The 14,038-nt window shown below is 50.9% G+C and carries 9 protein-coding genes; all 9 read left to right on the top strand.

Annotated elements, in window-relative coordinates:
- Nucleotides 1–343 precede the first annotated feature (343 nt).
- Nucleotides 344–1,321, top strand: coding sequence for a GSCFA domain-containing protein (locus ACKI3C_RS12080; RefSeq protein WP_407405398.1), 978 nt, complete (start codon nt 344–346; stop codon nt 1,319–1,321).
- 3 nt (nt 1,322–1,324) lie between these two features.
- Nucleotides 1,325–3,736, top strand: coding sequence for a bifunctional UDP-N-acetylmuramoyl-tripeptide:D-alanyl-D-alanine ligase/alanine racemase (locus ACKI3C_RS12075; protein ID WP_407405396.1), 2,412 nt, complete (start codon nt 1,325–1,327; stop codon nt 3,734–3,736).
- Nucleotides 3,737–3,797: 61 nt separating this feature from the next.
- On the top strand, nt 3,798–4,805 hold the full coding sequence (locus ACKI3C_RS12070; protein WP_407405400.1) for a PhoH family protein: 1,008 nt from the start codon (nt 3,798–3,800) through the stop codon (nt 4,803–4,805).
- A 28-nt stretch (nt 4,806–4,833) separates the two neighbouring features.
- Nucleotides 4,834–5,784, top strand: coding sequence for a phosphoribosylaminoimidazolesuccinocarboxamide synthase (locus ACKI3C_RS12065; RefSeq protein ID WP_407405394.1), 951 nt, complete (start codon nt 4,834–4,836; stop codon nt 5,782–5,784).
- A 1-nt stretch (nt 5,785) separates the two neighbouring features.
- Nucleotides 5,786–6,523: a bifunctional demethylmenaquinone methyltransferase/2-methoxy-6-polyprenyl-1,4-benzoquinol methylase UbiE gene (ubiE, locus tag ACKI3C_RS12060; protein WP_407405392.1), complete on the top strand. Its 738-nt coding sequence runs from the start codon at nt 5,786–5,788 to the stop codon at nt 6,521–6,523.
- 469 nt (nt 6,524–6,992) lie between these two features.
- Complete coding sequence (gene pfkA, locus ACKI3C_RS12055; protein WP_407405390.1) at nt 6,993–7,973, top strand: 6-phosphofructokinase; 981 nt, start codon at nt 6,993–6,995, stop codon at nt 7,971–7,973.
- Nucleotides 7,974–8,119: 146 nt separating this feature from the next.
- Nucleotides 8,120–9,088: a type I phosphomannose isomerase catalytic subunit gene (locus ACKI3C_RS12050; protein ID WP_407405388.1), complete on the top strand. Its 969-nt coding sequence runs from the start codon at nt 8,120–8,122 to the stop codon at nt 9,086–9,088.
- 1,233 nt (nt 9,089–10,321) lie between these two features.
- Nucleotides 10,322–11,836 (top strand): DUF3843 family protein, encoded by a 1,515-nt coding sequence (locus tag ACKI3C_RS12045; RefSeq protein ID WP_407405386.1) that lies wholly within the window; start codon nt 10,322–10,324, stop codon nt 11,834–11,836.
- 16 nt (nt 11,837–11,852) lie between these two features.
- Nucleotides 11,853–13,295 (top strand): hypothetical protein, encoded by a 1,443-nt coding sequence (locus ACKI3C_RS12040; protein ID WP_407405384.1) that lies wholly within the window; start codon nt 11,853–11,855, stop codon nt 13,293–13,295.
- The last annotated feature ends 743 nt before the right edge of the window (nt 13,296–14,038 follow it).

Here is a 14,038-nt window from a genome sequence, read left to right as displayed (position 1 = left end):
AACCACCAAGCACAAAAATGTGCCTGGCTACCTTCTTTTTGCCCAAGCTCACGCAAAAAACGGCAAAAACAACGCCAAATGGCGTAAAAAACGTTAAATTACACTCAATTTATTTGGATTTCAACATAGAAGACACAGAGGGACACAGAGATTTATTTCCTTTTGTTCTTTTCCTCTCGTTTTAGGCTTAAACCCATAATCCAATCCAATACTCTGTGTCCTCTGTGCCTTCGTGGGAGCCCGTGGGAGAAGTCGGGTTTTTCGTTTTTTCATCGTTCATTTTTCTTATTTCACAAAAAAATATTAACTTTGTGGGTTATAGCAACAACTCATTGCAACAAGTATGAATTTCAGAACCGAAATCAAACCGCCTGAAAACAGGGTGAAGCTGCGTCACAGTGATGCCGTGATGCTGCTGGGCTCCTGTTTCAGCGACAACATAGGCGAGAAAATGCGCGAGGGCATGATGCAGGCCACGGTCAACCCCTTCGGCCCCATTTACAACCCGCTGAGCATAGCATCTAGCGTGAAACGCATCATCACCGGCGAACGCATTGCCGGCATGACGCTGTTCCTGCAGAGCGGCGTGTGGAACAGCTTTGCTTTCCACTCGCGTTACTCGATGAGCAGCAAGGACGACGCGCTGGACCTGATGAACAGCAACATCGCGCAGGCCCACGAGGCGCTAAAATCGTGCCGCATGGTCATCATCACCCTGGGCACAGCGGTGGTCTATCGCCTGCTCTCTACCGGCGAGGTGGTGAGCAACTGCCACAAGGTGCCGCAGCACGAGTTCTCACGCGAGATGGCTAGCGTGCATGAGATCACACAAGCCTTGAATGAGACGGTCGAGGCACTACATAATTTTAACCCCGAGATGCAGATTGTGTTCACCATAAGCCCCATACGCCACATTGCCGATGGGCTCGACACCAACTCGCTGAGCAAAGCCATGCTGCGCGTGGCGGTGAACAACGTGATCAACGCCCACAAGGACTACACCGAGTATTTCCCCGCCTACGAGATTGTGATGGACGACCTGCGCGACTACCGTTTCTATGCCACCGACATGGTTCACCCCAGCGACGTGGCAGTGGAATACATCTGGCAGACGTTCCAGGCCACCTACCTCGACGACCGGGCGGCACAGGCTGTGGCTCGCTGCGAGCGCGTGATGAAACGAATCATGCACCGCCCCATGAGCAAGAACAAGGAGGTGGTGGACCGCTTCAACGCCGACACCCGCGTGGTGGTGGGGAACCTGGTGAAGGAATACCCCTATATCGAGAACATACGTGAAATCAAGAACCTCATTGACTGACAGATGAAATACTCCATTAGCGACATAGCACAGGTGATCGACAGCCGTGCCACAGTGCTCAACAACCCGCAAGCCACGGTGAGCACGCTGCTCACCGACTCCCGCTCGCTCACACAGCCAGGCGAGACCATCTTCTTTGCCATGCGCACTGGCATGGGCGACGGGCACCAGTATATATCAGGGCTTTATGCGCAAGGAGTGAGGAACTATGTAGTTGATACGCTCGAGGGTATCGAGGTGCACGACGATGCTAATTACATCGTGACTGCCAACACACTGGCAGCGTTGCAAAGGCTGGCACGCCACCACCGCAGCCGTTTCAACGACCTTGAGGTGATAGCCATCACTGGCAGCCGCGGCAAGACCCGGGTCAAGGAATGGCTCAACCAGCTGCTCGCAGCCGACTACCGCATCGTGCGCTCGCCCCGCAGCTACAACTCGCAGATAGGCGTGGCTCTGTCGCTGTGGAACATAAACAACGACACCACCCTTGCCATCATCGAGGCTGGTATATCGACCACACATGAGATGACAGCACTGCACGAGATGATAAAACCCACTATGGGAGTCATTACCAATGTGGGCGACGAGCATGACGAGGGATTTGAGACGATGGACGAGAAGATTAAGGAGAAATCCTTGATACTTGAAGGGTGCAACAAGTGCATCTACTGCGGTGATGATGAGCGCATTAAAAAGCAGTTACCTCACATTAGCCACCCTCTTGATGTAAAGGTTGAGGAATCTACCATATTTTACACACACGACGGGTGCCGCTACCAGGCAACGATACCTTTCAAGGCTCCGGTCGATATAGAGAACGCTGTCACTTGCCTGAGCGTGATGCTGGCGCTGGGCATTGCCCCCAGCGTGATTGCCGAGCGTATGGCACGACTCACCCCTGTGGCTACCCGCATCAACGTGATAGAGGGCGTGAACAACTGCACCGTCATTGCCGACGGCTACTCAAGCGACAGCAACTCGCTGGCTCCAGCACTCGACTTTGTGGCACGCCGCACTGGATCAAGGCCTAACACCATCATCATGAGTGACCTTGACGACGGCGACGATGAGGCATACGCCCATGTGGCACAATGCTTGGCTGGGCGCAAGGTGTCGCGCCTGCTGGGCGTGGGGCCTGCCTTATGTAGCCATGCAAACATGTTTGGCGGCATCAATGCACGTTTCTTTGAAAACACAGCACAGTTTCTCGATGCTCTGAGCCAGGGCGACTTTGAAGACGAGACCGTGCTTGTGAAAGGCGCTCCGGGCTATGACTTCGAGCTGATTCTCGACTTGCTTGAGGTGAAACGCCACCAGACGGTCGAAGAAGTGGACCTCAATGCGCTTGCCCACAATTTCAAGTTCTTCAAGTCAAAAGTCAACCCCACGACCAAGACCGTTGCTATGGTCAAGGCCTCGGGCTACGGCGCAGGCTCCTATGAGATTGCCAAGACACTCCAGGACCGCGGTGCCAACTATCTCGCCGTGGCAGTGCAGGACGAGGGCGTGGAACTGCGCGAGGCAGGCATCACGATGCCCATCATCGTGCTCAACCCCTCGGTGGTCAACTACAAGGCGATGTTCCGCTACAACCTCGAGCCCGAGGTTTATAGCCTGGAGGAATGTCGCGAACTCATCAAGGAAGGCACCCGCTGCGGAGTGAAAAACCACGCCGTGCACATCAAGATAGACACCGGCATGCACCGCCTGGGCTTCACGCTCGAGCAACTGCCTGCCCTCATCGAGCTGCTAGGCAGCCAGGACGTGCTGCGCCCGGCATCGGTGTTCTCTCACCTGTGCGTCGCCGACGAACCCGAGCAAGACGACTACACACTGCAACAGATAGCATACTTCACCCGCTGCGTGGAACTGCTGCAATCGCACTGCGACCATCACCTGCTGCGACACATACTCAACACCAGCGGCATCGTGCGTTTCCCGCAATATCAGCTCGACATGGTGCGCATAGGCATCGGCCTGTATGGAATCAAGACCGTCTTTGACGGCAGCGAGGACGCACTCCTGCCCGTGTCATCGCTCAAATCGGTGATCATCAGCATCAAGGAGTGGCCCGCAGGCACAACGGTGGGATATGGCCGCCGCGGCGTGCTCAAGCGCGACTCGCGCATCGCCACCGTGACCATCGGTTATGCCGACGGACTGGACCGCCACTGCGGAGGCGGCAACACCAGCATGTGGGCGGGCGGACAGCGTTGCCCCACAGTGGGTAACGTGTGCATGGACGCTGTGATGATCGATATCACCGGCACCAACTGCAAGGTGGGCGACATCGTGGAAATATTCGGCAACCACATCCCCGTGGAGGAATTGAGCGACGCACGCGGCACCATACCCTACGAGATACTCACCAGCGTGTCGCCACGCGTGAAACGCGTTTACTACCGCGAGTAGATTTGAATAAATGAGTAAAAAGTATTAATTTTGCACAGTGAAACCTGTATTGTTACAAGGAATGATCGAACGACACATAATTATTGACCGAGTTGACCCCGTTACTTTCTATGGTGTCAACAACTCTAACATTTCGCTCATACGCAACCTGTTCCCCAAGTTGCGCATGGCAGCCCGCGGCAGCGTCATCACCGTCATTGGCGATGAAGACGAGACCGCGCTTTTCGAGAAAAACATCAAGGAGCTTGAACTGTACTGCGAGAAATACAACAAACTCACCGAGGAAGTAATCATCGACACCATCAAGGGCCTCCCTCCCAAGGAGCTCAAGATGGACGATGTGATCATATATGGCGTCAACGGCAAGCCCATCAGCGGCCGTACCCCCAACCAGCAGCTGCTCGTTAAGACATTTGGCAACAACGACCTCACCTTTGCCCTGGGTCCTGCCGGCACTGGCAAGACCTACCTCGCCGTGGCACTGGCAGTGCGTGCGCTCAAGAACCGCGAGGCACGCAAGATCATCCTCTCTCGCCCCGCTGTCGAGGCTGGTGAGAAACTTGGATTCTTGCCTGGCGACATGAAGGACAAGATCGACCCCTACTTGCAGCCCCTCTACGATGCGCTCGAGGACATGATTCCGGCACCCAAGCTCAAGGAATACATGGACACTAACGTGATCCAGATCGCACCGCTGGCATTCATGCGCGGACGCACGCTCAACGACGCCATCATCGTGCTCGATGAGGCGCAGAACACCACCACTCACCAAATCAAGATGTTCCTCACCCGCCTGGGCATGGGGTCGAAGATGATAGTCACCGGCGACACCACCCAGATTGACCTGCCTCGCACCGTGCAGAGCGGTCTCATCCATGCGCTGCGAGTGCTGGGCAACGTCAAGGGAATAGGCAAGGTGGAATTTGAAAAGAAAGACATCGTGCGCCACCACCTCGTGCAACGCATCGTCGAGGCCTATGAGAAGCACGACGCCTTGCGCAAGGCCGGACTGCTCGACGACGAGGGCAATCCCGCCGAGGTTAACGGTGACCAACAAGCTGAAAGTTGATTTTTTAACTCCAAATATTAATTAAACAATGGCTAAAACATTAGTTCACACCGATTTTAATTTCGAGGGACAGCGCAGCGTCTATCACGGCAAGGTGCGCGATGTGTACAACATCAACGACGACATCCTGGTGATGGTCGCAACCGACCGCATCAGCGCCTTTGACGTGATCCTGCCCAAGGGCATCCCCGGCAAGGGACAAGTTCTCAACCAGATTGCCGCCAGTTTCCTTGATGCAACATCCGACATCGTTCCTAACTGGAAACTCGCTACCCCCGACCCCATGGTCACCGTGGGTCTCAAGTGCGAGAGTTTCCCCGTGGAGATGATCATTCGCGGCTATCTCACCGGCAGCGCATGGCGCGAGTACAAGAACGGCTGCCGCGAGTTGTGCGGTGTGAAGCTGCCCGACGGCATGCGTGAGAACGAGCGTTTCCCTGAGCCCATCATCACCCCCACCACCAAGGCCGAGGCAGGACACGACGAGAACATCTCTCGCGAGGAAATCATCGCGCAGGGACTCATCAGCGAGGAGGACTACGAGGTGGTAGAGCAATACACACGCGCCCTCTTTGCACGCGGCAGCGAGATTGCCGCCAAGCAAGGCCTCATCCTGGTGGACACCAAGTATGAGTTTGGCAAGCGCGACGGCAAGGTGATTCTGATGGACGAAATCCACACCCCCGACTCGAGCCGCTATTTCTATGCCGACGGCTTTGAGGAGCGCTTCGAGAAAGGCGAGGCACAGAAACAGCTTTCTAAAGAGTTCGTGCGCCAGTGGCTCATCGACAACGGTTTCATGGGTAAGGAAGGACAGCAAGTTCCTGAGATGACCGATGAATACTGCGAGAGCGTGGCAGCGCGCTACATCGAACTCTATGAGGAAATTACCGGAACCAAGTTCAACCGCACTCCCGACGACGTGGACCTCAACGCCCGCATCGAGAAGAACGTGAGCGAATACTTAGCACAAAAATAAATTGAGCAACAAAGTAGAACATATCAAGCCCTATGGCAATGAGGGCGACAAGACCGGGCAGGTGCGACAGATGTTTGACTCTATCGCACCAGCCTATGATTTCATGAACCGCGCCATGACCATGGGCATCGACAAGTGGTGGCGCAAGGTGGCAGTGAAGATGGTGAAGGCTACCGCGCCAAGGCGCATACTCGATGTGGCAACAGGTACTGGCGACTTTGCCATTAAACTCTACCAAGACATCAAGCCACAGCAAGTCACTGGCATGGACTTGAGCGATGGAATGCTTGAGGTGGCACGTCGCAAGGTCAATAGCCGTGGGCTTGAGAGTGTGATTGCTTTTGAGCAAGGCGACTGCTTAAAGTTGAAATATGACGACCAGTCGTTTGACGCAGTCACAGTGGCATTCGGCGTGCGCAACTTCGAGCACATCGAGCAGGGCTACCGCGAGATGCACCGCGTGCTTGCCCCGGGAGGTGTGCTGTGCGTGGTAGAACTGTCCACGCCTCAAAACCCGTTCACACGCTGGTTCTACGACCTATATACGCTACACGTGATACCCTTCATAGGGTCGCTCAAGTCGCACGACAAGAGTGCCTACCGCTATCTGCCCGAGAGCATTGCAGCCGTGCCGCAAGGCAACGATATGCTCGACATCATGCGCCGCGCAGGGTTCAGCGACTGCCACGTGCGCACGCTCACCCTGGGCACATGCAGCATCTACACCGCCCGGAAATAATATTTCCTAGATGATAATATTCCCTGTGTACTTCTATGCCTCTATGGGATAGAACTATAAAAAACAATATTTTTTTATTTTATGCTTATTTTCAGTGTATTTCAAGCGCAGCGCCATCACATAAATACGAACTAGATGCAGACTCCCTCATAGAAAAGGCGCTTCGCTTGAAATAAACTAAAAATTAACATAAAATTTATTCTTCGGTAATATCCTCTTGCTGCACATAAGTGCTAGCAGATATATTCCTGATGAAGATGTTTGCAGGCGGTAACATCAATACACCCTGCAAGGGCAAAAGAGTTGTTACCCCGCAAAAACTCTATTTGTGTATAGTTCCAACTCTGGAATCGTAAGGTTAATTTCATTTTTCTTTAAATCTTTTTAGGTGCAACGCATGCTACATTAAAGATAATTTGTAATTTTGCACTGAAAAAAATATTAGTGGTTATATAAACGAGGAAAAAAAATGGCACATATTAAGACTATCGGCATTTTAACGTCGGGTGGTGATGCACCTGGCATGAACGCCGCCATTCGTGCGGTCACACGCTCAGCAATCTACAATGGATTCAAGGTAAAAGGCATCTATCGAGGTTATAGGGGCCTCATCACCAACGAGATTGTAGATTTCAAGACACAGAACGTTTCAAACATTATCCAACAGGGTGGCACCATCCTCAAGACAGCCCGCTGCAAGGAGTTCACCACTCCCGAGGGTCGCAAGTTGGCTTATGAACACATGCGCAATCACGAGATTGATGCCCTTGTGGTAATAGGCGGCGACGGTTCGCTCACTGGTGCACGCATCTTTGCCGAAGAGTTTGACGTGCCCATCGTGGGACTTCCTGGTACCATCGACAACGACTTGTATGGCACCGACCACACTATAGGCTACGACACTGCCCTGAACACCATCATGTGGTGCGTGGACCGCATTCGCGACACCGCCTCTAGCCACGAGCGCCTGTTCTTCATCGAGGTAATGGGACGCAACGCCGGCTTCCTTGCCATCAATGGCGCTATCGCAACTGGTGCCGAGGCTGCCATCATCCCTGAGATTTCTACTCCCGAGGAGCAGCTCGACCAACTCATTCAGAACGGTTTCCGCAAGAGCAAGAACTCATCAATCGTGCTTGTTGCCGAGAGCCCCCGCACTGGCGGCGCTATGGCACTTGCCGACCGCGTGAAAGAGAAATACCCGCAATATGACACCCGCGTGACCATCTTGGGCCATCTACAGCGCGGCGGGTCGCCCACAGCCCAGGACCGTATCCTGGCATCACGCCTGGGTGCAGCAGCCATCGACGCTCTCATCGAGGGACAGCGCAATGTGATGATAGGCGACGACGACGAGAAAATCGTGTATGTACCATTCAGCAAGGCCATCCACAAAGACAAACCCGTGGATCCCGAACTGGTGGAAACCCTGCGCCGCCTTTCAATCTAACAGGACACTCATTGACCGAAATAGTGCCTCACGCAACGCCGCGTGGGGCATTTTTTGTTAATTATTGCGACAAACGGGATATTTGGTTTGGACAAATAGCAGTAATTTTGCAGCAAAATATTAACTTTGCAACTATTATTTAATACATGACACAACTCAAACCATATAAATTCCACCGCCTGCTCAAGAGCGTGCTCTGGGGCGGTGAGCGTATGGCCTATTTTAAAGGTCTTGAAAGCGATGTGCCCCGCGTGGGCGAGAGCTGGGAAATCTCGGGCGTCAAGGGCAACGAGAGCGTTGTCAAGGGCGGCGATGACGACGGGCTCACACTGTCGCAACTCATCGAGCGCCACAAGGGGCAGCTGGTGGGCGAGGCTGTGTATGCCCAGCATGGCAACCAGTTCCCGCTGCTCATCAAGTTTATCGACGCCGAGCAAGACCTCTCGCTGCAAGTGCACCCCAATGACGAACTGGCAAAGCAACGCCACAACTGCTACGGCAAGACCGAGATGTGGTATCTCATCGACCACAAGCCCGGCGCAAAGATTCTGTCGGGAATGTCGCAAGAGATAACCCCCGAGGAGTATGAGCAACGCGTGGCCGATGGCACCATCCTCGACGTGGTGGCCCAGCACGAATCGCACGTGGGCGACGTGTTCTTCCTGCCTTCGGGACGCATCCACGGCATAGGAGCAGGCAATCTCATCGCCGAGGTGCAGCAAACCAGCGACATCACCTATCGAGTATATGACTATGACCGCCGCGATGCCGACGGCAACGCCCGCGAGCTGCATGTGGAGCAGGCGCGCGACGCCATCGACTACACCGTGCATGACAGCTACGTGCTGCCCAATCCTGGCAACGCTGCTGGCGAGACCACGCTCGTGAAGTGCCCCTACTTCGACGTGCACCGCTTGATGCTCGACGGCGTGGACACAATCGACAACGACAAGGACTCATTCCTCATCGTCATGTGTCTCAAAGGTACCCTCATCATCACCGATGAGAACGGCCACGACACCCCCATGCACCGTGGCGAGACCATCCTAGTCCCCGCCACCCTGCACCGCCTCCACCTCGACGGCCAAGCCACCCTCCTCACCGCCACCGTGTGACGGAGGTGTAACTATTCAGCAATGGTATTTTGGGTAATATCCCCGCGCAGATCTCACTGATAACACTGATTTAATAATAACTGAAAGAAATTAAAATAACTCAACTTTAGCATGTAAAACCATTTGAGCCTCACCTATTTGATCCGATTAGCGTCCTGCTGGACGCAGTGCGTGTTGCATTTCTTACCCCACCGCCACTTCGTTCGGCGGTGGGGGTTATTCAGGTATTGTCCTGCCGGACAATAAATTAGCAATATTTATTATCAAATGCTAAAGTTGAGTAAAATAATTAGAATAATTTCTTATTCAGTTAAATCAGAGCAATCTGTTGTAACTATACTACAATAGATTTTTTTGCAGATTCCCCGCGCAGATCTCACTGATAACACTGATTTAATAATAACTGAAAGAAATTAAAATAATTAGAATAATTTCTTATTCAGTTAAATCAGAGCAATCTGTAGGGCACAGAGATTTTTTTACTGAAAGAAATTATTCGAAATTAGAAGAAATTATTTTTCTCCCACAAAGTATTGGATTAGGGGTTTATGCCTAAAATGAGGGGGAAAGACAAAAATAACATCTTGTAGGAATATAACTGCTAGCACTTTTGTGTAACATGAGGATGTTGGTAACTATTCAGCAATGGAACTCCCCGCACGGATCTCACATGATTTTGTAATGAGAGGCTGGAAGCCGACACGCAGAACCTTGGTTCTGCACATAACCCTGTCCTAACTGAGCGCAAGCGAAGGCTGGGCTGGGAAAACGCGATACACTATGCTGCGGTTGAAGACCGGTACCTTGCACGTTTCGAGGTAGGGGTCTTCAACCGCGCGTTTTGTCACACTTCACACCCCCACCGGCAGTCCGCAGGTCTGCGGCCAGCGGTTAACCAAAGTTACGACCTCCCTGAGGTCTAAAAAATCCACAATATATATATTTTCAATGAAAAAAACAGTGAGTTCAGTGAGATCCGCGCGGGGAGTTCCATTGGTGAATAGTTACGACGGAGGAGGGCATCGACACTTCCTGAGGGGAAAAAACTTTGTAGTACACAGCGACGCAACCATAGCGCCGCAATCCTCTGAGCCTACATAGAAAACCAAATCAGCCCGTCAAAATTGGGGCTAAATTGATTTTTTAGGTGGGTTTTCTTTGGTTTTTGCACTATATTTAGGTAATTTTGCATTACTACCTAAAGTAACAAAATTTTACGTTATTCAGATAAGTATGAAATTCAAGAGGATATTTAACAAAGAGTGGTTGAGTCTTCACCCATACACAAACGCAGACTCCGTAGATTTATATTACGTGAATCTTGCTAACAGAATAAAGAAGACAATCTTGGGAGGCATTAAATTTAATCCCTACAAAACGGAGGACAGCCTGAACGAGTTGTCATGCATGCTGACGGCTTGGTTTGAAGATGTGATTTCGCAGTTGGGGATATGGCAGGCGTTTACAACAGAATGCGAGAAGGTTTATGGCACTAGGCTGCCATTCTATGACGTGACACAGGAATATTATCCCGACGAGATAAATGTGCAAGACATCAAGTTCCTGCTATGGCATCACTTACAGACGTTGCAAGGATACAAGAGGATTGCCGATCCTTTTTCACCACACATCGATGGCCTGGCCAATGAGTTGTATAAGGTATTTGACGAGGAATATGAAACGGCTCCTGAGAATAATCGCATGCAGCAGTATCTCACTCAGGAACTGGAAGAAGAAGGACGGTTCGTTGGGTTCCGCAATATCCTTCAGTGGTTCCACACCCAGTGTTACCTGTGCCTTGACAACAAGAAGGGACTTGCCAAGGACATCGCTGATAACATTGACCATAGTGGCTCCATTTCCCCTGCATCTATCTCAATGGCAATCTATTCAGCAACAGTTTCGGACATTTTCACCAGGCACACTAGTCTGCTGGGCATGACTGCCCCTGAATGGATGAGCCGCATCTTCCATAGTGAACCACTGAAGACGTTTGCGAGTGAATTGAAATATGAAGGACAACACGATTTCCTGATAGAAGCAGAGGATGATACCTATGTGCACCTTATTCAGACCGACAAAGGAGAGCGCAGGCGTTTCAAGTTGCACAAAAGGGGAATCGACCAGCATTCCCTGCCCGAGGATGTGAAACCCGGGCACCGATGCCTTACTTCGCTTGTCTTTTTCGACGGAGAATATGTGCAAAATGGAGGCCTGTTTTTCGATGACCCCAAGCCTGATAACGACGCAATAGTAGAAGATGCTAACAAACAGGAACAACAACCCGAGAAAAAAGAACAAGCTAACTCTGAGCCGTATCCCGACTATGGTTTTGTTGCAGCCACGGGGGGCAAGGGGTACACATTCTTCGGCTCTAAAGGCGAAGCTATAGAGTTCTTCAACATGAATGTGCAAGGAATTCCAGAGGAAGTTCTTAGAATGGTCATAGATAGCACTAACAGCCCTACCCTATGCATTTATGACGAGAAGTGCGGACTTGTGACACTATCAATAGCAGAGTTCTTGAACTTCCCTGATAATCCTTATTACAAAGAAGCTCCTAGAAATATCAATCGCGTTATAGCGCTACTTTGTGACTGGAACAACATTCCGTACAGTGTCGTGTGCAAGTTAAACAGGCTAGGGATGCTGGATAGCGTGCGTCATTATCACTTCACTGGCACCGCCGAGGAGTTGCGCAAACACAATCAGTTTATCATCGACTACTTCTATTGCCAGCATCAATAATTCTAAATAATAAACAATGAACAAAGAGAAGAAAGAGGAATTGAAGAAACTGTTCTCGATCATTGACGAGAAGAAATTCTTAAGATTCGCCAAATCGTATGCAGGCAAGAACGATGCCTTTGCCGAAGCCATCATCGAGCATTTCCTGCCCGATGACAAGCCCATTGACTACAAGAAAGTCATCGCCGAGTGCTTTGCCCACAAGAAGAAAGGCAGGGCATCGTCGTGGAAACTCAACTATGACTGGGCGGTGATACGCAAGGAGTCAAAGCGCGTGATGAAACAACTGCAAATTATGGTTGACGCCGGCGACTACACCTCAGCCATCGACGGAGCATTGTTGTTTCTTGAAACATTGTGTATTTACTTCAACAAGGACAATTTCGAGTATGACTACAACACCTACGACGGCAAGGACTTCAGCGATAGTAGAGCACTGGCAATCGTGCGCAAGCTGCTGCTCTCGGAAGACGCAGGATTTACCAAGCCAGAAAAACTCCGGATTGTTGAACGTCTGAAGCAGATTAACAAGCAAGGCGTGATTGACGAATATCTGGATGGCGATGTAGAGGAACTGATTGACGACGCACAGGAGGAATTGCTGGATGACGAGCAGCTGCTTGCAGTGCTAGACGAGAAGATTGCGGCTGAGAGGTATGATCACGGCAAGGCTCTCTTGGTCATTCAGAAGGCCGAACTCCTCAATAGCATGAACAGGAAGGATGAAGCCGAGAAGCTGTTGAAGCAGAATATGCACATTGAGGAAATACGCAAGTATGACCTTGACAGGCTGATTGCTGCCAACAAGATGGAGGAGGCAATAAAGAAATGTGATGCCTATCTTAAAGAAAAGAATAGCCGCACCCAGGTGTGGATGGAATATAAGCTTGCCATTGGCGAGAAGACGAAGAACAAAGAACTGATGCGTCCTGCCCTGCAATGGCTCTGCGTTTGTGCAAATGCTTACACCGAGACAAAGATGGAGTATTGCACAAGGCTCAAGGCATTGTGCGACAAAGAGCAGTGGCTCAAGACGCGTGATGAGCTGATAGTAGGTATGGTAGAGAAGACCGATCACAAGGAACTGGGGTTCTGGCTATTGGCACAGGAGGGATTGAACGACCGTCTCTATGACTACGTCGCAAAGCTCCCATTATATAAAAGCTATTGGGACAGAACATCAGGCGGAGAAATGCTGAAATACTATGCTACGTTTGCCGATGTTTTCACTAAAGAACAGCAGGAAACGCTGGAGAAACGCATCTATGACTCCATCATGGACGATGCGACACATTCCAAAACAGAGAAAGACTATTACGGCATAAAATATGGAATTGAGAAGTTGTGTAAAGCACGCCCCGAGGCTCATGCCAAGGCTGTGACACTGCGCAATCAGCTCATCTCACTATACCCAAGGAAGCCGTTGTTCCTATCAATTTTGAGAGAAATAAATCTGTAGTTGCAGTTGACATCACTCTGCTTTAGCATGTAAAAAAACATTTGGTAATGATATACTCAACTTTAGCATATGGAACCCTATGAGCCTCACCTGTTTGCTCCGATTAGCGTCCTGCTGGACGCGGTGCGTGTTGCATTTCTTCCCCCACCGCCACTTCGAATGTTGGCAAAGGTTCGCTATCCGCGGCACCGGCTTCGCCCACTTGCCGTTGCACACTTTGCCGAACTCGTTTCGCTCATTCGGCGGTGGGAGGGAGTGAGCAACGGTAAGTGGGCAAAGCCCGTGCCGCGACCAGCGAACCTCCCTTAAAATGGAGGACTCTGTCCTCAAAATGATAATTCACTATCTGTGAGGTAATTCTATTTTGCTTGCAGAGCAAGCTATTTTCTAAGCTAAGCATAACTATTCACCAATGGAACTCCCCGCGCGGATCTCACTGATAACACTGATCTTTTTTCATTGAAAATATATTAACAATTAGAGGCTGAAAGCCGACACGCACAAAGCTTGCTTTGGGCACATAACCCCCACCGAAGGGAGTGAAACGACTGCCGGTGGGGGGGGTGAAGTGTAATAAAATCGCGGTTGAAGACCGCTACCTTGAACCCAGAAAGTCCATTAGAACAAATGAAAATATTTTGCTTCTCATTGGCGTGATTTGCACTATCTTTCGTTCATATATGAACCCATATATTCGCTCAATATAGCACAAATCCTGACACAATGATAATCTAAAATCTTGT

It is taken from the genome of Sodaliphilus sp. (genome assembly GCF_045598405.1).
In the GTDB taxonomy this organism is placed as follows: domain Bacteria; phylum Bacteroidota; class Bacteroidia; order Bacteroidales; family Muribaculaceae; genus Sodaliphilus; species Sodaliphilus limicaballi.
This window is presented reverse-complemented; position numbering and strand designations above follow the sequence as displayed.

Coding starts and splice junctions, on each gene's coding strand:
- ACKI3C_RS12080 (WP_407405398.1), top strand. CDS start 344: ATGAATTTCAGAACCGAAATCAAACCGCCTGAAAACAGGGTGAAGCTG.
- ACKI3C_RS12075 (WP_407405396.1), top strand. CDS start 1,325: ATGAAATACTCCATTAGCGACATAGCACAGGTGATCGACAGCCGTGCC.
- ACKI3C_RS12070 (WP_407405400.1), top strand. CDS start 3,798: ATGATCGAACGACACATAATTATTGACCGAGTTGACCCCGTTACTTTC.
- ACKI3C_RS12065 (WP_407405394.1), top strand. CDS start 4,834: ATGGCTAAAACATTAGTTCACACCGATTTTAATTTCGAGGGACAGCGC.
- pfkA (WP_407405390.1), top strand. CDS start 6,993: ATGGCACATATTAAGACTATCGGCATTTTAACGTCGGGTGGTGATGCA.
- ACKI3C_RS12050 (WP_407405388.1), top strand. CDS start 8,120: ATGACACAACTCAAACCATATAAATTCCACCGCCTGCTCAAGAGCGTG.
- ACKI3C_RS12045 (WP_407405386.1), top strand. CDS start 10,322: ATGAAATTCAAGAGGATATTTAACAAAGAGTGGTTGAGTCTTCACCCA.
- ACKI3C_RS12040 (WP_407405384.1), top strand. CDS start 11,853: ATGAACAAAGAGAAGAAAGAGGAATTGAAGAAACTGTTCTCGATCATT.